Source organism: Lujinxingia vulgaris (genome assembly GCF_007997005.1).
Classification (GTDB): domain Bacteria; phylum Myxococcota_A; class Bradymonadia; order Bradymonadales; family Bradymonadaceae; genus Lujinxingia.
In genome coordinates this window covers 129,073-151,950 of record NZ_VOSL01000059.1, presented here as the reverse complement: position 1 = coordinate 151,950, position 22,878 = coordinate 129,073, and the positions used below count along the sequence as shown (strand labels likewise).

At 64.0% G+C, this 22,878-nt stretch carries 21 protein-coding genes; 10 read left to right on the top strand and 11 right to left on the bottom strand.

What is annotated here, in order from left to right; all coding sequences use genetic code 11:
• Positions 1 to 58 precede the first annotated feature (58 nt).
• Positions 59 to 829 carry a glucose 1-dehydrogenase gene (locus FRC96_RS15400; RefSeq protein WP_146975709.1) on the top strand — a complete coding sequence of 257 codons (771 nt, stop codon included), beginning with the start codon at positions 59 to 61 and terminating at the stop codon, positions 827 to 829.
• Positions 830 to 1,171: 342 nt separating this feature from the next.
• On the opposite strand, the gene FRC96_RS15395 is transcribed toward FRC96_RS15400, so the two are convergent.
• Positions 1,172 to 1,801 carry a hypothetical protein gene (locus FRC96_RS15395; protein WP_146975707.1) on the bottom strand — a complete coding sequence of 210 codons (630 nt, stop codon included), beginning with the start codon at positions 1,799 to 1,801 and terminating at the stop codon, positions 1,172 to 1,174.
• 736 nt (positions 1,802 to 2,537) lie between these two features.
• Between FRC96_RS15395 and FRC96_RS15390 the strand changes: the two genes are divergently transcribed.
• Positions 2,538 to 3,053, top strand: coding sequence for a hypothetical protein (locus tag FRC96_RS15390; protein ID WP_146975705.1), 516 nt, complete (start codon positions 2,538 to 2,540; stop codon positions 3,051 to 3,053).
• Positions 3,050 to 3,820 (top strand): SDR family oxidoreductase, encoded by a 771-nt coding sequence (locus tag FRC96_RS15385; RefSeq protein ID WP_146975703.1) that lies wholly within the window; start codon positions 3,050 to 3,052, stop codon positions 3,818 to 3,820. Before FRC96_RS15390 ends, FRC96_RS15385 begins: the two co-directional genes overlap by 4 nt.
• Positions 3,821 to 3,979: 159 nt before the next feature.
• Here FRC96_RS15385 and FRC96_RS15380 read toward each other — a convergent pair whose 3' ends face one another.
• Complete coding sequence (locus FRC96_RS15380; protein ID WP_146975701.1) at positions 3,980 to 5,152, bottom strand: RCC1 domain-containing protein; 1,173 nt, start codon at positions 5,150 to 5,152, stop codon at positions 3,980 to 3,982.
• Positions 5,153 to 5,375: 223 nt separating this feature from the next.
• Between FRC96_RS15380 and FRC96_RS15375 the strand changes: the two genes are divergently transcribed.
• Positions 5,376 to 6,059 (top strand): hypothetical protein, encoded by a 684-nt coding sequence (locus FRC96_RS15375; RefSeq protein WP_146975700.1) that lies wholly within the window; start codon positions 5,376 to 5,378, stop codon positions 6,057 to 6,059.
• 113 nt (positions 6,060 to 6,172) lie between these two features.
• Positions 6,173 to 7,510, top strand: a complete 1,338-nt coding sequence (locus FRC96_RS15370) for an HD domain-containing protein (RefSeq protein WP_230470309.1) — start codon at positions 6,173 to 6,175, stop codon at positions 7,508 to 7,510.
• 33 nt (positions 7,511 to 7,543) lie between these two features.
• Here the strand turns inward: FRC96_RS15370 and FRC96_RS22270 are convergent, their stop codons facing one another.
• Positions 7,544 to 7,711 carry a hypothetical protein gene (locus tag FRC96_RS22270; RefSeq protein ID WP_230470308.1) on the bottom strand — a complete coding sequence of 56 codons (168 nt, stop codon included), beginning with the start codon at positions 7,709 to 7,711 and terminating at the stop codon, positions 7,544 to 7,546.
• On the opposite strand from FRC96_RS22270, the gene murA reads away from it, so the two are divergent.
• Entirely contained in the window at positions 7,704 to 8,996 is a 1,293-nt protein-coding gene (gene murA / locus FRC96_RS15365) for a UDP-N-acetylglucosamine 1-carboxyvinyltransferase (RefSeq protein WP_146975763.1), read from the top strand. The genes FRC96_RS22270 and murA overlap by 8 nt on opposite strands.
• Positions 8,997 to 9,302: 306 nt before the next feature.
• Here murA and lipB read toward each other — a convergent pair whose 3' ends face one another.
• The 3 genes from lipB to FRC96_RS15350 all read right to left on the bottom strand — a co-directional run bounded on the left by lipB (position 9,303) and on the right by FRC96_RS15350 (position 12,360).
• Positions 9,303 to 10,013, bottom strand: coding sequence for a lipoyl(octanoyl) transferase LipB (lipB, locus tag FRC96_RS15360; protein WP_146975696.1), 711 nt, complete (start codon positions 10,011 to 10,013; stop codon positions 9,303 to 9,305).
• A complete protein-coding gene (locus FRC96_RS15355; RefSeq protein WP_146975694.1) occupies positions 10,010 to 11,494 on the bottom strand; it encodes an HTH domain-containing protein in 1,485 nt (494 codons plus the stop codon). The genes lipB and FRC96_RS15355 overlap by 4 nt, the downstream gene beginning before the upstream one ends.
• Before the next feature lie 563 nt (positions 11,495 to 12,057).
• On the bottom strand, positions 12,058 to 12,360 hold the full coding sequence (locus FRC96_RS15350) for a type B 50S ribosomal protein L31 (protein ID WP_146975692.1): 303 nt from the start codon (positions 12,358 to 12,360) through the stop codon (positions 12,058 to 12,060).
• A 679-nt stretch (positions 12,361 to 13,039) separates the two neighbouring features.
• On the opposite strand from FRC96_RS15350, the gene FRC96_RS15345 reads away from it, so the two are divergent.
• Both FRC96_RS15345 and FRC96_RS15340 read left to right on the top strand, forming a co-directional pair.
• Complete coding sequence (locus FRC96_RS15345; protein ID WP_230470306.1) at positions 13,040 to 14,044, top strand: HAD family hydrolase; 1,005 nt, start codon at positions 13,040 to 13,042, stop codon at positions 14,042 to 14,044.
• Positions 14,041 to 15,060, top strand: coding sequence for an L-threonylcarbamoyladenylate synthase (locus FRC96_RS15340; protein ID WP_230470305.1), 1,020 nt, complete (start codon positions 14,041 to 14,043; stop codon positions 15,058 to 15,060). The genes FRC96_RS15345 and FRC96_RS15340 overlap by 4 nt, the downstream gene beginning before the upstream one ends.
• A gap of 36 nt (positions 15,061 to 15,096) precedes the next feature.
• On the opposite strand, the gene FRC96_RS15335 is transcribed toward FRC96_RS15340, so the two are convergent.
• From FRC96_RS15335 to FRC96_RS15315, 5 genes are all read right to left on the bottom strand, one after another.
• The gene (locus FRC96_RS15335; RefSeq protein WP_146975691.1) at positions 15,097 to 15,393 is read right to left on the bottom strand and encodes a hypothetical protein; all 297 of its coding nucleotides are present in this window, start codon (positions 15,391 to 15,393) and stop codon (positions 15,097 to 15,099) included.
• A gap of 149 nt (positions 15,394 to 15,542) precedes the next feature.
• Positions 15,543 to 16,658 carry a S1C family serine protease gene (locus FRC96_RS15330; RefSeq protein WP_146975689.1) on the bottom strand — a complete coding sequence of 372 codons (1,116 nt, stop codon included), beginning with the start codon at positions 16,656 to 16,658 and terminating at the stop codon, positions 15,543 to 15,545.
• Positions 16,655 to 17,014 carry a DUF1844 domain-containing protein gene (locus FRC96_RS15325; protein ID WP_146975687.1) on the bottom strand — a complete coding sequence of 120 codons (360 nt, stop codon included), beginning with the start codon at positions 17,012 to 17,014 and terminating at the stop codon, positions 16,655 to 16,657. The genes FRC96_RS15330 and FRC96_RS15325 overlap by 4 nt, the downstream gene beginning before the upstream one ends.
• Positions 17,015 to 17,081: 67 nt before the next feature.
• Complete coding sequence (locus tag FRC96_RS15320) at positions 17,082 to 17,264, bottom strand: hypothetical protein (protein WP_146975685.1); 183 nt, start codon at positions 17,262 to 17,264, stop codon at positions 17,082 to 17,084.
• A 194-nt stretch (positions 17,265 to 17,458) separates the two neighbouring features.
• Positions 17,459 to 18,094 (bottom strand): tetratricopeptide repeat protein, encoded by a 636-nt coding sequence (locus FRC96_RS15315; RefSeq protein ID WP_146975683.1) that lies wholly within the window; start codon positions 18,092 to 18,094, stop codon positions 17,459 to 17,461.
• Between the two features lie 153 nt (positions 18,095 to 18,247).
• On the opposite strand from FRC96_RS15315, the gene FRC96_RS22680 reads away from it, so the two are divergent.
• Positions 18,248 to 19,642, top strand: a complete 1,395-nt coding sequence (locus FRC96_RS22680; RefSeq protein ID WP_146975681.1) for an MBL fold metallo-hydrolase — start codon at positions 18,248 to 18,250, stop codon at positions 19,640 to 19,642.
• A 243-nt stretch (positions 19,643 to 19,885) separates the two neighbouring features.
• The gene (pruA, locus tag FRC96_RS15305; RefSeq protein WP_146975679.1) at positions 19,886 to 22,861 is read left to right on the top strand and encodes an L-glutamate gamma-semialdehyde dehydrogenase; all 2,976 of its coding nucleotides are present in this window, start codon (positions 19,886 to 19,888) and stop codon (positions 22,859 to 22,861) included.
• Positions 22,862 to 22,878: the final 17 nt, after the last annotated feature.

Sequence of the window (22,878 nt, the reverse complement as noted above, 5' to 3'; positions counted from 1 at the left end):
CTCGCAGAGCCAGGCCATCGAGTTCGGCACATATCTCAACCGAAAGGAGGAAAATTCCATGAACGAAAGACATCCGCGTGTCGCCTGGGTCACGGGCGGGGCTCAGGGCATTGGTCGCGCCATCAGTGAAGCCCTGGTCGACGAGGGCGTCCGGGTCTGTGTGGTCGACCGGGACCGCGAGGCCGGGGAGGAGATGCTCGAAGAGCTGGGCTCTCCCGAGACGATGGCGTTCTGGGAGGTGGACGTCTCCGATGAAAAGAGCGTCGCGGGGGCGATGGACCAGACCATCGAGCGTTTTGGGCGTCTGGATGTTTTGGTCAATAACGCCGGCGTCGCGCAGCCCCATAGCGGTCCTATCGAGTCGTTGAGTCTGGAGGATTGGAACCGTTGGCTGGGTACGAACCTCACGGGCGCCTTCCTCTGTGCGAAGCACGCCGTGCCGCACCTGCGTCGCACGTCGGGTTCGATCGTCAACATGGCGTCGACGCGGGCGTATCAGTCCGAGGCGAACTCGGAGGCTTACGCTGCTTCCAAAGGCGGTCTGGTGGCGCTGACGCACGCGATGGCGATCAGTCTGGGGCCGGAGATTCGCGTGAACAGTGTCAGCCCGGGGTGGATTGAGGTGTCCGAGTGGAAGAAGAGCTCCGAGCGCGAGACGCCGGAGCTGCGGCCCAAAGACCATGCCCAGCATCCGGTGGGGCGAGTGGGTAAGCCTGAGGATGTGGCGGAGCTGGTGGTGTTTTTGACGGGGCCCGGGTCGGGTTTCATCACCGGTCAAGATTTTGTGATCGACGGGGGGATGACGCGGAAGATGATCTATGAGGATTAGGGGCGTTCGTTTTGCTGCATGACGGGTTGGGGCCGGGGGGGCACGAGAAACGTCGTGCCTTAAAATCGAATTGTTGACGACGAACTTTGAGCCGGCGCTGAGGGGGATGCCACTTTTCTATGTCGCCTGGCTTGTCTTGTATGAAGCTCATTCGCACCGTCCCACCCATGTTAGAACTGCCAAATTCAGGGCCGTCATGACCGACTTTACGTCACTCGCTCAGGCCAGCATTGAAGCATCTCGCAAGCAAGTGGGCGGCCACCCGGGATTTCGCCGCTCGATTCGCGCGCGACGCGAGGGGAACCTCGCCACTGCGGCGGCAGAGGTTTTGAGAGGTGGGCTCTATTGCGAGCCTGTGCGGCAGGCGTTTTCGGCAAAGAGCTGGTCGCGCAAGTCAAATGCTCGTGTTTCGACGGTGTCGATGAACTCTGGGGTCAATGTGGCGTCTGCGGCGTAGAATAGAATGGCTTTGAGCCTGGGACGTTGCGCGAATTCGACTCGAAGTCCCGCTCCAAATTCGTGCGGCGATGGAAACCAACAGTAGTTTTGCGATTCATCGCAGCTCGGCGCAAACGCCGCTGACTTCCGTGCATCTTCAAGCCGAGCAGCCAATGTCGCTCTCAACCCTTCGGCCGCAGCGATCGCTTCGTCGCCGCAGAGCATGGTCGCGCTCTCGGCCAAGCCATTGGGGTTTGCGTCTTCGGTCGCGTCTTCTACCACGGTCACTTTGGCGAGGCCCTGTGAATGTGCGACGAGCTCCGCGGCGTCGATCTCATGGGAAGCGAAGGCTTCTAGAATATCGAGGAGCTGGGCGTCCTGGCGTTCGGTCTCCTGCGTGCGCTCTGAAGGCTCGCTCGTGGTCTTCTGGACCGTGTCCAGCTCGTCAGCGGGAACGGTCTGGGGGCTCTGGCAACTTGCAAGGAGCGCAAGGGCGATAATCAATACCAGGCAGTACATGGGTGACGTGTTCATATCATTGTCCGGGGTTTGGTGCGCCATCAGTAGCCGCTTGCGGCACATCCATGTGGCTCAGAAGGTCGTTTGCCTCAGGGCACTTCGAGCAGGTTAAGTAGGAACTGAGAGTTGTCGTATGCGGTAGTGTTCGCCTCGGAGGAGAAGTCCAGGTCCAAGACCGCGATAACATCTCCCCATTCGGTCCCCGTGACAAACAAAAACCGTTGGACGGCCACGATGACGTCTGCGTAGGCGTCGCCTGTGACCGCCAGGGGTTCGACGCCCGCGCCGAGGTTTTTGATTCCACCCGACCAACTGATCATGAGCGATGCAGTATTTTGAGTGAGCCGGTGTGAGTTCACGAGAGCCGCGTCCCTCCTATCGCCGAGTTCTCCGTCGTAGGTTGCCTCGAATCCGAGAGCTGCATAGCGTCAACGATATAAAGACGACGAGACACCCTACTGATCGATTCAATTGAGTGCTCCTGAAGGCGTAGCCTAAGGAAGCTGGTTGTTGCTATTTCATACGTACAGTTGGATTGTGAAAGTGGCCCGCCATGACCTGAAACGCAAGGTGTTTGTAGCCGACTGGCAGACATCGTCTGCTAGCTCAAGGCGAACTCATGCCCGGTCTACTCCGCCGAACTCGGCATCCTCACGTCCCCCGTGTCGCAGCGGTGTGGGGGGGGCCACGAGAAAGGGAGTAACTTCGAATCGCATGGCTGACGATAACCCTTGAGCCGGCGCTGAGGGGGATGCCACTTCCCTATGTCGCATGGCTTGTCTTATATGAAGCTCATTCGCACCGTCCCACCGATGTTAGAACTGCCAATTCCGGGGTCATTATGATTGATGTTACGTCACTTGCTCAGTCCAGCATTGAAGCCTCTCGCAATCAAAGGCACGGCCATCCGGGATTTCGCCGCTCGGTTCGCGCAGTGCGCGATGGAGAGCTCAAGGATGCGGCGGCCGAGCTCGAGGGGTTGGATGACCCCGCTCTGGTGCTCGCCACGATGTTTCCGGAGCGACTCGCTATTGCCGAGGGGCACAAGTCCTTAGAGATTTTGGCCCAACCCTTGCTCGAAGAGGTGCCGGTTGGGGCGCTCGATTCGGGCTGGATTGCGGGCCGTTTCGACGACGCCTGGGGAGCTGAAACTGCCGCGCATGTAGCGCCGGACCGGACGGGGCGGCGCGGGGAAGCGCTTAGGCTTCGTAGAGTCAGGCCACCGAGTTCAGCACATATCTCAACCGAAACGAGGAAGGTTCCATGAACGAAAGACATCCGCGTGTCGCCTGGGTCACGGGCGGCGCTCAGGGGATTGGCCGCGCCATCAGTGAAGCGCTGGCCAGAGAGGGCGTCACGGTCTGTGTGGTGGACCGTGACCGGGAAGCTGGCGAGGAGCTGCTTGATGAGCAGGGCTCCCCCAAGACGATAGCGTTCTGGGAGGTCGACGTCTCTGATGAGACGAGCGTCGCGGGGGCGATGGCCGAGACCATCGAGCGTTTCGGGCGCCTGGATGTTTTGGTGAATAACGCCGGTGTCGCACAGCCCCACAGCGGTCCCATCGAGTCGTTGAGCCTGGAGGATTGGAATCGCTGGTTGGATACAAACCTCACAGGCGCTTTCCTCTGTGCGAAGCATGCCGTGCCTCACCTGCGTCGCACGTCGGGTTCAATCGTCAATATGGCGTCGACCCGGGCGTATCAGTCCGAGGCCAATTCGGAGGCTTATGCGGCTTCCAAGGGTGGTCTTGTTGCGCTGACGCACGCGATGGCGATGAGTCTCGGGCCGGAGATTCGCGTGAACAGCGTTAGCCCGGGGTGGACCGAGGTTTCTGAGTGGAAGAAGCGGTCGGAGCGCGAAAGGCCGCAGCTGCGGCCCGAAGACCATGCCCAGCACCCGGTGGGGCGAGTGGGTAAGCCTGAAGATGTGGCGGAGCTGGTGGTGTTTTTGACGGGACCGCGCGCGGAGTTCATCACCGGTCAAGATTTTGTGATCGACGGGGGGATGACGCGGAAAATGATTTATGAGGATTAGTTGCGCTCGTTGTGATGTGTGGCGAATCGGCTCGGTATCGCAGGTTTGACGATGTTTATCGGTGGGCTATTTGAAGTTTCGAAAACTGGGAGGAGGCCCCGGTCGTCATCGCCGCTTGGGTGACTGTGCCAGTAGTTTCAAGGTCCTCGCGCCAACCGATTATTCTTGCCTCACGCCAAGATCCTCAAGTTTCATGCTCTCCGGACACTCCTGACCATCCTCAAAGTCTTCTCCCCAGCAAATAATTCTGCCATCCCCATCCAAGCCACAGACATGGGTAAGACCGCAGGCAATGTCTGAGAAGCCCGTGGCGGGTCGTGGAACGACAAGGGCTGATTGGCCGTGGTGGTACAATTCATCGCCCCAGCATGTCACCTCACCGTTGTTGTCGAGTCCGCAGGCAAAATAAACTCCTGTGCAGACCTGAGAAAATCCACCTGTCGGTACATCGTAAACAGGCTCAAAGTTAACCGGGTCATGGTCACGTTGACTTCCTGACCAGCATATAAGTGATCTGTCGTCACGAATTGCGCAACATGAACGCCCCGAACAATCTACGGTATTGAACGATCCTTCCGGCAGAGGTTCGTCAGTGATTTCTGATCCCCAGCAATGCAATTCGTTATCGATGGATATGCCGCAGGCCTGATCGCTGCTAACGCTTATGTGTTGAAATAGAACTTCCGGTTCATCTCCAGAAACGAGATCAGGAGATTTTCCCCAACAGTCCACCGCTCCATCAAAGTTGATCGCGCAACGAATCGTTGAAATGCCTGTTCCAATCGCTTGATAATGGCCATTGGGCGGAGTTAATGGATCATAGCCATCATCCGCAAGCCATCGGTAAACGAAGCTGTCTGTATCGCCGGTACAGCTAAGTTTGCCCTCCGGGTCGATAGTGCAGATGGAGTCGTAGCCTACCCTCAGATTCGTATAGGTCTTAGACGCAAATTCGTTAAATACATCGGCTGAAAAGCCAAAACATTTGGCATTTCCCTCCCCATCCAGGCCACAAACGTTTTGACCGCCGGATGTGTAAATTTTTCGAAAGGTTAATTGGTCGTCGAACATCGAACATGAGGTGGTTCTCGGTCTGTTCGCGTTGATTCGATTGCGGTGCTCTCTTAGCGCGCGAAGGTAATAGACGCTGAAGCAGCATCCCGGATCATCTGGATAAATTGCGTCGTGATTCGAGTTGGCGGTTTCATTTTCTTCGTCGTTTGGCTGCGATGACCGTGTATTTATAGATTCTTCAGGGAGCGCAGCTTCGTGTTTGCATGATGTGGAGATGATGGTTAACGCCAGAAAGGCGATTATGGTGCAATGTCTCATCGGTTTTGCTCATTTATTATTTTTTATGTGCTGAAACATAGGAGGTGCGGGGGTGCTATCGTTGCTGCATCATTCGAGCGAGTGTGACGGGAGGTGTCAAGGTGGGCGGCACATGAGCGTCAGGTGAGAGGGGCATTTTCTTGCGCTCTTCTCCAGATCCCCGACCATGGTCACCGGTTCTCTAAGCAAAACATCGAAAAATCCCAGGGCAGGCCGAGGCAGGATGAAGACGAGCGCGAAGGTGGTGAGGATGGCCCTGATTCTGGGGCTGAGCCTGGGGTTGAGTGGGTGCATGGTGGGTGGGTACCACCAGCGGATCAGCAGCAGTTTTGAGGAGGCGGGGCAGCCCAGGCAGGCCGAGGGAAGCATCAACGCCGTTGAGCTGGGGGTGGTGGCGGATTTTCGTTACGCACGGGTGGGGATGCCCTTTGAGGGGCAGCAGCGGGAGTTTGTGGTCAGCGATGGGGAGAATCAGGTCTCGGTCGAGGAGGTGGTGGAGCTGCGGGCGCTGCGGCTGGATGTGCCGCTGTGGAGTTTTCGCAACTTTAAGACGAAGTCGATGGGGTATCCGGGGTTGATGCCGCGGCGAGAGAGCCTGGAGTTGTGGGCGACGGGGAGCGTGGGGATTTCGCCGATTCCGACGCGGACGGTGGGGCTGGGGCTTGTGTTTTACCGTTTTGGATCGGTGGCGATTCGGGTGCACGGCGATTATGTGATGGCGCCTTATAACGAGGATGTGCGGCGCATTGGTGGGGTGGAGCGCTGGGAGGGGCACGCGCCGGGGTGGATGGCGGGGCTGGAGGTGACGGTGGCCGCTGGCGAGTACGCGCTGGAGCTCATCAAGTTTGTGCTCGACGTGGATAAGACGAGTCGGGAGCGCACCAAAGAATGGGCCGGGGCGCGATGAGGGGGCCCGAAGAAGGGCGGGCTGAATGTTGGTGGAACAGGCGCTGTTGGTGCTATGACCCGAGAGGCCCGGCGCAGTAGACGCCGGGGATGTTGGCCCGATGCGGAGCCCCTATGCGACCGAAGCTCTTTCGCGACCCGATTCACGACATCATCAGCCTGGATTTGAGCGACGAGGCCGAGAGCCTGCTCTTCGATCTGATGCGCACCTCCACGGTGCAGAGGTTGCGGCGCGTGCGCCAGCTGGGGCTGGCCTCGCTGGTGTATCAGGGGGCGGAGCATAGCCGCTTTGCGCACTCGATGGGGGTGGCGCATATCGCGCGGCGGATGGTGGCGTCGCTGCCCATGGAGGTGGACACGCGCACCCGTCAGGAGGTCTTTGCGGCGGCGCTTCTGCACGATGTGGGGCATGGGCCTTTTAGCCACGCGATTGAGAAGGTTACCGGCGTAAACCACGAGCAGTTTACGCGCGAGGCGATCCTTGATGAGGATGGCGAGGTGTTTCGGATACTGGCAGCGGTCGACCCTGCGCTCCCGGGCGATGTGGCGCGTTATTTCGGGCCGCGGGAGGGGTTTGATCCGGGGCGGCAGGTGTTTCGCGACATCGTGAGCTCCCAGCTCGACGCGGACCGGCAGGACTACATTCTGCGCGACGGGCACGCCACCGGGGTGAAGATTGGCGTGTATGATTTTGAGCGGATTCTGGCGACGCTGAAGGTCTACGAGAGCAAGGGGGCCGGCGCGAAGACGGTGCGCAGGCTGGCGGTGAGCTACCGGGCGCGCGAGGCGGTCGAGGACTATTTGATCGCGCGTTTTCATATGTTCAAGCAGGTGTATCTGCATAAAACGGTGCGCGCGGCCGAGAAGATGCTGGAGGCGGTGCTGCGCCGCGCTGGCGAGCGTTACGCGGCCGGGGAGCGGTGGGGAGGGCTCGATGACCGGCATCCGCTCTTGAGGTTGCTCGGTGGCGAGTCGCTGAGCACCCGCGAGTACCTGCAGGTCGATGACACCGATGTGTGGATGATGCTCAAGGTGTGGCAGCGTGGCGATGATGAGGTGCTGGCCCGGCTGAGCGAGGGGCTCTTGAATCGGGAGCTCTATAAGACGGTGGATTTGCCGCCGGGCGACCCGGTGCTGGTGGCGCGCATTCTGGACCGCGCCGCCGAGGTGGCCCGCGAGCAGGGGCTGGAGGTGGACTATGCCGTGCTTGTGGACCGCGCCCGCGACACGCCCTATCGCCCCTACGATCCGAGTCACCCGCGGCTGAGCGCGCATATCCCGGTGGTGGAGCGCGACGGGCGGGTGGTGCCGATTGAGCAGGGCAGCGACTTTGTGCACCTGCTGGGCCGGGACACCTACAACACGGTGCGCCTGTGCGTGCCGGGGTCGGTGCGGCGCGTGTTGCTGGAGCGGGAGGTGGGGGCGAGGCGGCTGGTCGACGAGGTCGAGTGAGAGCGTTTGTTCAGGTCGCTCGGTGTGACGCTTTCATAAGACAAGCGCCAGGAGCTCCCGGGGCTGGCGGTGTTGAGCGATGCTCCCCGCATCCTCGCCGGGGTGGTTGTGGCCCTGGCGAGCGACGTGGTACACCTGCGCGCGCCTTTTAGAGAGGCACCACAGGTCACGCAGACGTTTTGTAAAGGTCGAGATATCCATGGAAAAGTTCGTCATCGAAGGTGGTCGTAAGCTCTCGGGGAAGGTTCGCCCGGGAGGCAGCAAAAATGAAGCGTTGCCCTGTCTGGCGGCGACGCTGCTGAGCGACGAGCCGATCACGCTGCGCAATGTCCCGCGTATTCGCGACGTGGAGGTGATGCTGGAGGTGATGGCCGACCTGGGTGGCGAGCACGAGTGGATCGAGGAGAACGTGGTCCGGGTGGTCAATAAGAATGTGGACCGCACCGACCTCAATCAGGAGCTGTGCCGCAAGGTGCGCGCCTCGATTCTCTTTGCGGGCAGCATGCTCGGGCGCAGCCAGCGCTGTGAGCTGCCGCCTCCCGGCGGTGACGTCATCGGGCGCCGTCGACTGGACACGCACTTTCTGGCGCTGCGCGCGCTGGGGGCGACGATCGACTTCAATGAGGGGCGCTTTACCTTTGAGGCCGACAAGCTGCGCGGGGCCGAGATCTTTATGGACGAGGCCTCGGTGACGGCGACCGAGAACGCGGTCATGGCTGCGGCGCTGGCGCAGGGCACCACGGTGATCCGCAACGCCGCCTGCGAGCCTCACGTGCAGGGCCTGTGCCGCATGCTCGCGGCGATGGGCGCGCGTATTGAAGGCATCGGCACCAATATCCTCACCATCAAGGGCACCAAGGGGATGTGGGGCTGTGAGCACACCATCGGTCCGGATTACCTGGAGGTGGGTTCGCTGGCGGGTCTGGCCGCGGTGACCGGCAGTGAGCTGACGATTGAGGGCGTGGTGCCCGACGATCTGCGGATGATTCGCCTGGTGTTCGAAAAACTCGGCGTGAAGACCGAGCTGCGCGGCGAAGACCTCTTTGTGCCGGGCGACCAGGACCTGGTGATTCGCGACGATATGAACAACGCGATGGCCAAGGTGGACGACGCGCCCTGGCCGGCGTTCCCGACCGACCTGATGTCGATCGCGATCACGGTGGCCACCCAGAGCAAGGGCACCGTGCTCTTCTTTGAAAAGATGTTTGAAGGGCGGATGTTCTTTGTGGACTCGCTGATTGCGATGGGCGCCAAGATCGTCTTCTGTGACCCGCATCGCGTGGTGGTGGTGGGCGGCAGCGAGCTGATCGGCTCGACGCTCGAGTCGCCAGACGTGCGCGCGGGCATGGCGCTGCTGATCGCGGCGATGTGCGCCCGGGGGACGAGCACCATCTACAACGTGCGCCAGATCGACCGGGGCTATGAGCGCATCGATGAGAAGCTCAATGCTCTGGGAGCGAATATTAAACGCCTCCCCGTGGAGTGAGGCAGCTCGTCAGGACGAAGCCAGCGGTGTCGCTGCGTCGTCGCGGTAGCGCTGCTACAGCTTCCTCCTGGCTCCTTGCTGGACTTCGCCCTGACGAGCTGCTTGAGGATTGGGTGTAACACAGCAGAAAACGAAAAAACGCCGCCCTTGTGTGGGGCGGCGTTTTTTTGTTGCTCTGCGCAGCTCGTCAGAACGAAGCCAGCATCGTCGTCAGGGATTCGCGGTAGCGTTGCTACAGCTTCATCCCTGCCTCCTTGCTGGACTTCGCCCTGACGAGCTGCTCGAAGGTTGGGAGTAAAAAGCGGGTTATAGAGGCATCGGGGGCGCGGCTTGTTCGGGGGGCGGGGGGGCCAGATCGAGGGGCTCGAACGCGCGGTCGAGAAAGGCCGCGAAGTGGGTGAGAAAACGCTCGGTGAAGTCGTCGACGGTGCAGCCCACGGGGGTGTCGAGGTGATCGAGGAGGCGAGTGACCGGGGCGTTGGGCATGCCGCAGGGCACAAAGAGCGAGAAGGGGATGAGGTCGTTGATGAGGTTGATGGCGGCGCCGTGGGTGGTGACGCCGCCGGAGACGCGCATGCCCACGCTGGCGATCTTGCGGGGCGGGGTGGTGTGGGTCCACAGCCCGGGGTGGTCGGCGTCGTAGTCGGCGCCGACGTCGTACTCGGCCAGAGCGCTGGAGAGCGAGGCGGCCATTCCGCGGATGAGATCGACGACGCCGATGCCCAGCTCGTCGAGGCGCACGATGGGGTAGATCACCAGCTGGCCGGGGCCGTGGTAGGTGGCTTCCCCGCCGCGATCGATTTTGAAGAATTGGGTGCCCCGGTCTCGGAGTTGGTCCAGGCCGAAGAGGTCTTCGGCCCGGCCACGCTTGCCGAGCGTGACCACCGGCGGATGCTCCAGGCAGAGCAGATAACCGGTAGGGTCGTGGGCTCGCCCCTCCTGCAGGCGCTGGCGCAGCTCAAGCTGCCAGCTCAGCGCCTGACCGTAGGGGACGAGACCGGGGCGAATGAGCTTCATGCCGAGGCCAGGGCCTCGATGAAGGAGGTGTCGACCATGGTGATCGGCGTCTGGTAGGTGCGCACGCCGATGCCGTGCTTGATGAGCAGATCGACGAAGGTGTCGCGGTCAATGAGGGTGATCGCGGCGAGTTTCTCTTCGCGGCTCTCTTTGACGGCGTCGGCGCTGATCTTGCCCAGGTGAATGATGACGCCCTCGGAGGCGGAGTAGTGGTGCAGGGTGCCTCGAAGCTCGGTGACGGCGCTGGCCGGAAGCTCCAGCGCGCTGTCGCCGACGACCTGGATGCAGACGCGCACGTCGGCCAGGCCCTGACGCCAGTCGGAGGTGAAGAAGACATCACCCTCGGAGGAGCGCTTGGAGACCTTGATGTTGCGGTAGCCCAGGCGCTCCATCAGCGTGAGCGCGAGGTGCTCGACGGCCTCGGCTTTGATGTCGGTCAGCGCCTGGCCGAGGTGGCTGACGGCGTCCTGACGGATCTCTTCGGCCAGGGTGAGGATCTGCTGCTCGCGCTCGGTGGAGCTTGAGGAGAGGCCCCACTCGGTGAGACCCCAGCGCTCGCGGTCGTACTGGATGAAGAGGGGGCGGTTGCCCTTCTGCTCACGGATCTGGTTGTCGCCGGCGATGGCGGCCTGCACGGTGGCGGCCGGATCGTGGGTGTGGAAGCGGACCAGCTTGCGCTCAAAGATGGCGTCAGCGAGGTCTTTGACCTTCATCGGGCGGCGGTTGTTGTCGTTGAGCACGGTCAGCGCGGCTTCGGCGATGGTGTCCATGCGCACCGGCCCCTCTTTGAGGTGGCGGTTAGCGGGACGGCCGGTGCGGGCGGGGCGACGGGTGTCGCGGCGCTCGGAGCGGCGGCCATCGTTGCGTTCGCCGCGGCGTCCGCCGCGATCGTTGCGGGTCTTCCCGCGCTTGCTCGACGAGGACTTGCGACGGCTCGACGAGGATTTGCGGCGGCTCGACGAGGACTTGCGACGGCTCGACGAGGACTTGCGACGGCTCGACGAGGACTTACGACGGCCCGAGGAGGAGCGGCTCTCGCCGCGGCTCTCTTCGCGACCTTCGTTGGCGCGGTTGCGGCTGCCACGGCGGCGGCGACGGCGGCTCGAGGAGCGACGGCGGCTCTTGCCCTCGTCGTCTTCGGATTTGGCCTCGGCGGCGGGCTCGGCGGCTTTGCCGTTGGTCTTTTCGGCTTTGGCCGGGGCGGCCGGTTTGGCGCCCAGGGGAAGGCGCTCGTGGCCTTCGCTCTCAAGCTTTTTGATGTACTCGTCGCGCAGGGCGAAGACGCCCGGGCGTACGCTGACCACCGGCGAGCTGTCTTCTTTTTTCAGCTCCTGGTTGAGTCGCTCGCCCATGGTGACTTCGGGGGTGCGACCGACGTGCGAGAGGAGGTTCTCGCTGATGGCGGCTTCGGTGATCTTTTTGAAATGAAGTGGGCGGCCTGCGCGAAAAAGAACCTCAATAGCGGCTTCTGCAAAAGTCATGGGTGGTGCTCCTGTGTCGTGGAGACAACCGCCCGGCGTCGGAGAGCGCGTCGGGGCCGAAGCCGCCCAGAGCACGCAGAGGCCGCAGCCTTAAAGGCAGCAGCCGTGCTCGGGAACGGATGGCGAGCGCGGTGAACCGAGCGAGAGGTGTCCGCAAACAGGACAGTTCTCCCGATCGTTTCACGGCCAGCTTCGCCGGAGGCCCGTGATGGGTATGTGCGACGCGTGGTTGTGAGGCCAAGCGGAGGAGTCTCAAGTCTGAGTAGAGATGTCGTATGGCGTGTGGTGGCGGGCTGAGGGGCCTAAACGGGACCCCCAGCCGGGCCAGACACAAGACGCCTGGATATCTCCAGAAGGTTTTGGGGCGGTCGGTCTATTCCTGAGAATCCGACCGCAGGGACGCGCTCGCCAGCGAGGGGAGGTCGCATCCCGAGGACCAGGCATGAAAGATGGGCGCGGCGACGAGGGTTGACCAGCGTTGCATGCTGCGGTCAGGCTCCCGGCGGGCGTACCATCGATCAAAAAACCCCGGAGAAGCGAAGGCTTACCGGGGCTTTTCAAGCTCAGGCCTCGTCGGTGGACTCGGCGTCGTCGCCGGTCTCGTCGCTGGCGGCCATGTTGGCCTCGTCGCGCGACATGTTGTAGCGCTTGAGGAAGCGGTCGACGCGACCTTCGGTGTCCATCAGCTTCTGCTTACCGGTGTAGAAGGGGTGGGAGTAAGCGCTGATTTCAACCGGAACCACGTAGTGTTCGACACCGTCGATCTCACGGGTCTCTTTGGAGGTCATGGTGGAGCGGGTGATGATCTCGTGCTCGCCATCGACGAAGACCACCGGGTTGTACTGGGGATGGATATCGGACTTCATGGTGACTCCTTTAAGCTCAGGCCGCACACGAGGCGCTCTTCCGTTGAGCGTGTCGTCGCATGGGGGCGGCCGGGGTGAACAAGTTTCGGTTCGTCGGCTCTCGCGGGCGGGCGCCGTCGGCGCGCGTGCGAGTGAAAAAGTTGGGTCTGGGGCGCGGGCCGGGCTGTTTCCTACGATGAAATCGACACGGGCGCGCGCAAACCGGACCGAGCTTGTAGCGGAGTTTTTTACCCATGACAAGCGCCGAACGATGCCGAACGCCCCAGGACGACGCTGACGGCGTCGATAGGGATTCGCGGTAGCGCTGCTACAGCTTCATCCCAATCTCCTTGTCAGACGCCGCCCTGGATGCGTTCGGATCTTATAGTTTGCGGGAGGTCGCTTTTGGAGGGCGGGAGGCGTCCTGGATGCACTCGGATCTTGTGGTGTGCGGGAGGAGGGTTTGACGCCTTCATCCCAGCCTCCTTGCTATCGAAGCCCTGGATGCGCGCGGGTTTTTTATTGTGCGGGAGATGGGCTGTCGCTGCCCTGAATGCGCTCGGGTTCGCTGCTTTGTGGCGCTGCGCGCGGATCTTCTGGTGTGCGGTGGATGTGTGGGGATGAAGAAGGAATGGACGTTGGGGGGAGAGTGTAGGAGAGTCCGGGTGGCGTAGGACGGGACTTTTGGAGGAGTGGAGCGATGCAGGAGGGTGGTGTGGGGCGAGGATTTCTGGGGAGTTTTTCGGAGCCGATCGCCAGGCGGTTGGGGGAGGTGATCGAGGGTGGGGCGGGGGAGGTTGCGGTCTTCGACTTCGATAACACGTGCATCGTGGGGGATATCGGGGAGTTGTTCTCGCATTATCTGATCGAGGCGATGGGGTATCGCTATGATCTGGAGGCGTTCTGGGATCTCGTGCATCCGGAGGAGGGGCGCGCGGAGCTGCGGGAGTTGAGTGGGGGGTTGTTGGGGGTTGAGGCGGCGGAGCGGGCGGACGATCCGCGTTTTGCGACGTATCTGGCGGAGATGGGGGCGCTCTACGGCCGGCGGCTGGAGAGGTTGGGGAAGCGGGCGTGTTATGAGTGGGCGGTGCGTTTGCATGTGGGGCTGACGCCGGGGGAGATGGAGCGATATACGGCGCAGGCGATCGTGGCGGAGCTGGGGCGGCCGCTGCGCGATGAGGTGCGGCGGACGGCGCGTGGCGAGGAGGTGCGGATCGCGCGAGGGGTGCGGGTGATCTCGGAGATTCGCGCATTGATGCGGGCGTTGGAGCAGGGCGGGGTGGAGGTCTGGGTGGTCTCGGCGACCAACATCTGGACGGTGCGGGTGTTTGCGGAGCTTCTGGGGGTTCCGGCCGAGCGGGTGATCGGCAATCGGGTGGAGGTGGAGGGGGAGCGGCTGAGCTCGCGCACTGCGCCGCCGGTGCTGTTCAGAGAGGGGAAGGTGGAGGCGGTCGAGCAGATGATCGGGAGGCAGCCGATCCTGGCGGTGGGCGATGCGGATACGGACTTTGAGATGTTGTGCCACGCGCGGCAGGCGCTGGTGATCGATAAGGGCGATGCGTTGTTGCGGCGAGAGGGGCCTTCGCGAGGGTTTATGATGCAGTCGCGGGATGCGCTGAGTCTGGAGGCGCCGCAGGTGGCTCTGGAGGCGCTGGGGGCGCGGGCGCTGGCAGATGAGGGTGTGGGGCAGGAGGTCGGGCGGTGAGCGAGGATGCGAAGGGTTTGGTGAAGGTTGTGCGTGTGTCGCGGGATGCGCCCGAGCGTGAGCGTTTGAGGGAGGCGGGTGAGGCGCTGCGGCGGGGGGAGCTTGTGGCGTTCCCGACGGAGACGGTCTACGGGCTGGGGGCGAACGCGCTGGATGCGGATGCCATCGCGAAGATCTATGCGGCGAAGGGGCGGCCGGCGAACAACCCGCTGATCGTGCATGTGGCCGATGAGGCGCAGGCGCGGGGGCTTGCGTCGCGTTGGCCGAAGGCGGCCGAGGCGTTGGCGGCGGCCTTCTGGCCGGGGCCCCTGACGCTGGTGGTGGAGCGCGCCGAGGTGGTGCCGGAGACAGTGAGCGCGGGCCTGGGGACGGTCGGGTTGAGGGTGCCGGCGCATCCGGTGGCCCGGGCGCTGCTGGAGGTTGCCGGCGTGCCGGTGGCCGCGCCCAGCGCCAACCTCTACACGCAGACCTCTCCGACGCGGGCGGAGCACGTGGTCAAAAGTCTGGGCGATCGCGTGGGCTGGGTGATCGATGGCGGTGCGACCGACGTCGGCGTCGAGTCGACGGTGGTGAGTCTGGTCGGGGAGGTGCCCGTGCTGCTGCGGCCGGGGATGGTGAGCCTGGAGGCGCTGCGGGAGGTGGTGGGGGAGGTGCAGCTCTTGAGTGAGGCGCCGGAGGAGGAGGCGCCGCGGATGTCGCCGGGGCTTGCGCGAAAGCATTATGCGCCGGGGGTGCCGCTGAAGGTGATGGCTGGCGAGGCGTTGGAGGAGGCGGTGGCCGAGCGGCGCGCAGCCGGTGCTCAGGCGCGCGTGGGGTGTGTGGTGTACAGCGCGCTGCGTGTGGAGGGGGCCGTGGCGGTGGTGCTGCCGCGCGATGCGGCGGGGTATGCGGCCGGGCTCTATGAGGCGCTCCATCGCCTGGATCGCCTGGGGCTTGAGGCGATCTGGGTGGAAGCCCCGCCGATGCAGGAGGGCTGGGAGGCGGTGCACGACCGGCTGGCGCGCGCGGTCAGCTGAGCGATATCCGCTGAAGGGCTGTCAGGAGCGGGTGGCTTAGATGCCGTGGCTGAGCGCCATGCCGATAAAGCCCAGGGTGGCGACCAGGCAGGCGATCATGGCGTTGCCGGCGAGCACACCCAGGCGCTCGGCGCTGGTGAAGCCGTTGAGGCTCTCGGGTTCGGCGGCGAAGCTCAGTGCGCTGGTGAGCGCGGCGGTCGACCAGGCGATGAAGAGGTAGACGCCGAAGGGGACGGCGGGCCCGATGACGAGCATGGAGGCGAAGAAGAGCAGCGGCGTGGCCACGAAGCTGGCCGCCAGGTAATGCGGAAAGCGCGACGATTTTGCGTTCATCATCATCCTCCACAGACGTGCTGCCCGGCGCCGCAAAGCTGGGAGCGGCACGAGGCGAAAACCCGGGTGATTTCGACCCTTTAGAAACGTGTGAACGCTCGCGTTCATTCCAAGGGGCGGCCGGTGAGGTGGGGCGTGGAGGGGCGTTTCTAGTCGGGCTGAGGGGCGGGCGTGAGGGTGAGCTCCACAGACTCACTGCCGCGCTGGATGTGGACCGGCACCGGCTGGCCGACGCTTAAGTTAGAGGCCACCCAGGAGAGCTGGTTGGCGTTGGTGACCTCTTCTGCAGCGATGCGCAGGACGATGTCGCCCGGTTTCAGGCCGGCGAGCTGTCCGGGGCTGCCCTCGATGACGCGGGTGATGAGTGCTCCGCCGGGGCCCAGCTCAAGCTCGGCGCGCAGCGCGTCGGGGACTTCGCTGACGTAGGCGCCGAGCCAGGCCCGTGAGACGCGCCCCTCTTCGATGAGCGCGGGCAGGATGGTCTTGACCATGTTGATGGGGATGGCAAAGCCCAGCCCCTGCCCCTGCGCCACGATGGCCGTGCAGATGCCCACGACCTGGCCGGCCACATTGAGCAGGGGGCCACCGGAGTTGCCGGGGTTGATCGACGCGTCGGTCTGAATGAAGTCCTGGTAGCGGAGCTGTCCGCCGGGGGGGATGACCTGGCGGCCGGTGGCGCTGGTGATGCCGGCGGTCACCGTGCTGGTCAGGCCCAGGGGGTTGCCGATGGCGATGACCCACTGGCCGACGAGCAGGGCGTCGGAGTCAGCGAGGGGCAGCGTGGGGAGCTCGTCGGCGTCGCGAAGTTGCAGGACGGCGACGTCGGTCTGAGGATCGGTGCCGACGATGTCGGCCTCAAAGACCCGGTCGTCGAGCAGGCGCACCGCGATCTGCGTGGCGTCGCGCACGACGTGCTCGTTGGTGAGGACGAGCCCCTGGCTGTCGAAGATAAAGCCTGAGCCCAGGCTCTGCTGCTCGCGCTCCGGCGGGGCCATGCCCGGGGGGAGCAGCGGGGAGCGGGGACGGGGGGCGGTGGTGCGGGTGTAGATGTTGACGACCGCCGGGCGGGCGTCGCCTACCAGGGTGGAGAAGTCGGGGGGCATCGCCGAGGGGAGGGCGTCGGCCTGTGGCGTGGGAGCGGCTTCGCCGGGATCGGGGGAGGAGGGGGTGTCGGGGGAGGGTTGGCAGGCGCTCAGAATAAAGGCCGCCAGCGCCGAGAGCAGGAAAAGCGAGCTCCGGCGTGGATGTTCCCCCGCGATGGTCACCCTTTGACCTCCACGTAGGCCAACTTCAGGTCGTAGATGAGCGTGCGCAGAAGTTGCGACTCGTCATCTTCGAGGTTGCCCCGGGTTTTTTCTGCGAGCATCTGCAGGATGTGGATCACCTGGCGAGCGGCGTCGAGGTCGAGCTCGAGTTTGCCGGTCTCGGGGTTGGGGTACTTGCCCAGGTTGACCATGCAGCTTGTGCCGAGGCTGACGATGAAGCCGCCGAAGTCGATGTCGAGGGCCTCATCGGCCTGGGCCGAGGCGATGTGCACCCCGGTGTTGCCCCCGAGCGGGGTGACGCGGGGCCCGGTCGTGGTATCGGAGCCTTTGCCATTGCGATCATCGTGGTCGGCCATCACTGCCTCCGGCGCGGTGGTGCGGGTTGCCCGGGAGCTGCGGCGCAGGCTCCCGGGAGAGAGGAGATCATTCCTGATCTTTCTTCTCGAGGACGTTCTCCTCAAAGTCGGCTTCGACGGTGGCGGCTTTCTCGGCGACGTCGGGCAGCTCGTTGAGGTAGGCCTGATGCTCTTCGTCGGAGATTTTACCATCGCGCAGGAAACGGTCGAGGGTGCGGATGTCGTACTTGCGGTCTTTGGAACGGGCCATGAAACAACTCCTGAAATCAACCAGGCTCTTATGAGCAGCGGTCACAAAGGGGGGGCCGGCCAGCGCGTCGCCGGGTGGTAGGGACAAGCAGGCCGAGGCGGTATCGGGTTTATGCGCGCAGGGCGCCACAGGGCACTATAGGCCCGGAGGCCCAGTTGGCAAGGCGGGTGTGCGTCTGGCGGGTTTATGAGGACTTAATGTCGGGCCAGGGCGCGGTCGATGCGCTCGCGCATCGGGGCGGAGGCGCGGGGGCGCTCACTCTCCAGAAAGGAGCGGGCCTGCTCGACGCGGGCGCCTTTTTGAAGATCGATCAGCGCCATCTGGGTGCGGGCGGCGCGCTGGTACGGGGAGTTTCCGCGCAGGGAGAGGTAGATCTGCATGGCGTCATCGAACTTGCCCAGCTCGAATTTGACGTTGGCCAGGTTGAAGTAGAGCTGCTGGGGACCGGGAGAGCCCATGGCGTCGAGGGCCTGCTCCAGGGCGTGCTCGGCCTCGCGGTATTTGCCGAGCGCGCTGTAGATGAGCCCGAGCTTGCTGAGCATGTCGGCCTGCGGGCCGAAACGACGCAGGTACCACTCTTTGCGATAGGCCTGGAGAAGTTCGCGATGCTTGCCGCGCTGAAAGTGTTGGGTGAAGGTGCGGTCGAACTCCTCCCAGCGTCGCCGCGCGTACCAGGGCATCAGGATGTAGACGATGGGGACCCACAACGAGAAGAGGCCCAGCACCCAGAGCGGGGCGCCCAGCCCGTAGTGGAGCACGGCCAGGATAAAGAGGGAGAGCGGGATCGCGCCGCGCTTCAGATCGATGTTAAGACGACCACCCGAGGTCATACAGACTCCTGAGGAAGACCCGCGTGCAAAGGCAGGTCAGACCCGGGAGAGGGACCCGGGCCGGGAAACGCAAAAGCGTGCCTGAGAGTAAGGGGGCCGGCGAGTTTGCCGGCGCTCGGACAGGCAGCACAGAACATGTCAGGCTAAACGCCGATGGTTCAAGACTCAAGCATAACGCCGAAGGGGCTGCGCTTCATTTCGCTTAAGGGGGCGGGGGGGCGCGAGCCAAACCTGCATCTGGTGGGGCGTGGGGAGGGCCGCGGGCTCTTGCTGGACTGCGGGCGGGTGGGGCGTCCGAGCACGCGCAGTGAAGCGGTGCGCCGACTGGAGGCCTGCGGGGAGGAGCCCGGGGCGGTGTGGGTGAGCCATGTGCATGCCGATCATGTGGGGGCGCTGGCCGACGTTGTGGCGCGCTGGCCGAAGATGGGCGTGTGGATGACCCGCCCGTCGCGCGATCTTCTGCCCTTTGCGCTGATGAGCCAGGGGATCGCGCGGGAGCGGGCCGAGGCAATCGCGCTCAGGGTAAAGGTTGCGCCCTGGCGGGTGGCGGTGGAGGTGATGCCGGGCGTGAGACTCACGGCGCTGGGGGCCGGGCATATGCCGGGGGCGGCGATGGCGCTGGTGGCGTTGGAGGGGATGGCGAGGGATGCGACATCTGGCGAGGAGGATGTGGCGCGGGTGCTCTACACCGGGGATTTTTGCGCGCACGACCAGGTGTGGGTGGGGGGCGCGGAGCTTCCGCGGATGGGGTCGGGTGAGCTCGACCTGCTGGTGATGGAGGCGACGCTGGCCAATGAGGCGAAGCTCGATGCGGTGGAGTATGGCGAGGAGGTGCGGCGCATCAAGGCGTTGCTCTCGGAGCGCGGTGGTGCGGTGCTGGCGGGGGCCTCGGCGCTGGGGGAGGGCGGGGAGCTTGCGCTGCTGCTGGCCGATGCCTGCCGGGATCGGGCGCCGGGGTTGATGGTCGACGCGTATATGCGGCCGGCGTTTGAGGTGATGCGCCGCGGTGGGGAGGACGAGGGGCCGCTGGCGGCCGGTGCGAGCGCGCGTGCGGCGCTCCTCCATGGGCTTCGTTACGGCTCGCGGCGCGAACTTCGCGCCCATCTGGAGGCCGGCGGTGTGGCGCTGGCGGTGGGCGATCAGTTTCAAAAAAACACCACCGCCGGCGCCCTGCTGGCACTCTTACGCGAGGACCCCACCGCCACGCTGCTGGTGACCAACCGCGCCCACCCCTCCAGCCCTGCTGGCAAACTTCTGGCGCGTGCTCGTCAGGAGCGCGCTGGATCGTCGGCCTCTCACAGAGCTCACAGAGCGTCGGCAAGGGGCGGCACCTTAGAGAAGGGCGGCGCCCGGGTGTTGCACGCCTTACTCCCCACCCATGCGCTGCGCTGGCAACTGTTGGCGGTGGCCGGACAGCTTCAGCCCGCGCAGATCGCGCTCGTGCACGCCCGCGATGGGGCGCGCTACGCGCTCAAACGCGCCCTGCAGAAAGGGGGCTTTGAGGGGACGATTCACGTGGCGCCTTCAGGGGAGTGGCTGGAGCTGTGAATGATGCGATGCGTCAATGATCACGCGGGGTTGCGGTGATGCGCTGCGTCACATTTTGTCGCGTAAATGGGGTTGCCAAACCCCGGTAAGGGGACGATGTTTGGGCCGCGTCGGCGCGCCCCTTAACCTCCTTCCTGACCTCCAGCCATAGCCTCTCGTCCGGCGCGTCACGTTCGTCCGGTGTGGTGCATTCTGAGCGCCCCCGACGCGCACTTTCCCCCGACAACCTGCCCGGAGTTTGTGATGGCTCGAGTACGCGAGAAGGATGTTCTTGAACTGGGTCGCGAGGTCTTTAAGCGCATGAAGGGCCAGTCGCCTTCGGTCTTCCGCAAGGATTACTGGAGCGGCAAGATGATGGACTGGTCGATGAAGGATGAGGCCTTCAAGGTGGAGATGTTCCGCTTTGTCGACGTCTTCCCCACGCTCACCGACCACGTGCAGGTGGCCGAGCACCTTCAAGAATACTTCTGCCGACCGGAGCAGGATTTTCCGGCGAGTTTTCAGTGGGGGCTCTCGAAGGTCAAACCGGATAGCCGGATTGCGAAGATGGCTGCCGGGCAGATCGAGAAGCAGATCGTGGGCATGGCCGAGCGTTTTATCGCCGGTCAGAACGCCACCGAGGCCATCCCCACCCTGGAGGCGATGTGGAAGGAGGGCCTGTGCTTTACGCTCGACCTGCTCGGGGAGTCGACGGTCAGTGAGGCCGAGGCCAACGACTACTTTGAGCGTTATGTCGAGATCATTGAGACGCTCAGCCAGCAGGCGCAGTCCTGGCCGGCCAACCCCACACTGGAGCAGGCCAAATTCGGGCGCGTTCCCCGGGTCAACGTCTCGGTAAAAATCTCGTCGCTTTATAGCCAGCTCGATCCCATCGATCCGCTGGGGAGCGTCGATGCGGTCAAGGAGCGGCTGCGCCCGCTTTTCAGGCTGGCGGCGGAGCGCGGGGTCTTTATCAACCTGGATCTGGAGCAGTATCGCTACAAAGATCTGACCTACGCCGTCTTTAAGAGTCTTCTGGAAGAGCCCGAGTTTGCGGGTTTTGAGTACGCCGGCATTGTGGCGCAGGCCTACCTCCGCGACTGTGAGGACGACTTAAAGGCGCTGGCCAAATGGGCCAAGCGCCGTGGCTCGCCGGTGACGGTGCGGCTGGTGAAGGGGGCGTATTGGGATTACGAGACGATTCACGCCGAGCAGGAGGGCTGGCCCTGCCCGGTCTTCAAGAAGAAGTGGGAGACGGACCAGTCCTACGAGCGCTGCACCGAGGTGCTGCTCGATAACCATAAGGTGCTGCGCGCGGCGATCGCCTCGCATAACGTGCGCTCGATCGCCTACGCGATGGCCTACGCCGATGCGAGCCGGCTCGATAAAAGTCAGATCGAGTTTCAGATGCTCTACGGGATGGCCGAGCCGATGAAGGCGGCGGTGACCTCGATGGGCTACCGGCTGCGCGACTATGTGCCCATCGGCATGATGATCCCGGGGATGGCGTATCTGGTGCGGCGGCTTTTGGAGAACACCTCCAATGAGAGCTGGCTGCGCATGAGTTTTGTGGAGGGCGAGAGCATGGAGCGGCTGCTGGCCGCGCCTTCCTCACCCGATGGCAACCCGGCGCCGGGGCCGGAGCCGGAGATTGAGAGCCTCAACATCAAGGGGTTTCGCAATGAGCCCCTGCGTGATTTTGCCACCGCCCGCGATCGCGAGCGGATGGCGCAGGCCGTCGAGAAGGTGCGCGGGCAGTTCGGGAGACGCTTTGATGTGGTCGTGGCCAACCGCGTGATGCCGACGACCGAGACGCTGAAAAGTCTCAACCCGGCCAACCCCTCGGAGGTGGTCGGCGAAGTTGGGAGCGCGAGCCTCACCGACACCGAGGCGGCGCTTGTGGCCGCGAGCCGCGCGCAGAAGCGCTGGGCGAAGACGCCGGTCGAGGAGCGCACGCGTTGTGTGCTGGAGGTGGCCAGGCGGATGCGCGAGCGTCGCGATGAGCTTGCGGCCTGGATGGTCTGGGAGGTCGGAAAGACCTGGCGAGAGGCCGACGCCGACGTGTGTGAGGCCATCGACTTTTGCGACTATTACGCCCGCGAGATGATGGCGCTCGATACGCCCGAGCGTCTGGGCAAACTCCCTGGCGAGCTCAACGAGCTGCAGTACATCCCGCGCGGGGTCGCTGCGGTGATCGCGCCGTGGAACTTCCCGCTGGCGATCCTCACCGGGATGACGATGGCCGCCGCGGTCACCGGTAACGCCGTGATCATGAAACCCGCCGAGCAGAGCTCGGTGATCGCCGCGCAGCTGATGGGCATCTGCCAGGAGTCGGGCTTCCCGGAGGGTGTGATTGGCTTTTTGCCCGGCCGCGGGGAGGTCGTGGGGCAGGCGCTGGTGGAGGACGCTCGGGTGCACACCGTGGCGTTCACCGGCAGCATGGAGGTGGGCCTGAAGATCGTGGCGCAGGCCGCGACGATGGCTCCCGGTCAGGCGCACGTCAAACATGTGGTCTGTGAGATGGGCGGCAAAAACGCCGTGATCGTCGACGCCGATGCCGACCTTGATGAGGCGGTGAGCGCGGTGGTGCAGTCGGCCTTTGGCTTCCAGGGGCAAAAATGCTCGGCGTGCAGTCGGGTGATCGTGCATCAGTCCTGCTACGACGCCTTCAAGGAGCGCCTGGTCGAGGCGGTTAAGAGTGTGATGCTGGGGCCGCCTTCGCTGCCGGGCACGAAAATCGGCCCGGTGGTCGACGCGGAGGCCAAAGCGAAGATCGAAAGCTACATCGAGCTTGGCCGTCAGGAGGGGCACCTGCTCGTGCAGCGCGAGGTCCCCGAGGGCGGCGGCTATTACGTGGGCCCGACGGTGATCGAGGGCATCACGCCGGAGCATCGTCTGGCCCAGGATGAGATCTTCGGGCCGGTGCTCGCCATGATGCGCGCCGAGAGTTTTGAGCAGGCGCTGGAGATGGCCAACAGCACCCGTTTTGCGCTGACCGGCGGGATCTTCAGCCGCAGCCCCTCGCATATCGCGCAGGCCCGGCGCGAGTTTGAGGTGGGCAACCTCTACATCAACCGCGGCATCACCGGCGCGCTGGTGTACCGCAACCCCTTTGGCGGCTTTAAGCTCTCGGGGGCGGGCACCAAGGCCGGCGGTCCGGATTACCTGCTGCACTTTATGACGCCGCGGGTGGTGGTCGAGAACACGATGCGCCGCGGGTTCGCGCCGGAGATCGACTGAGCCTCGCGCCTTAAAAG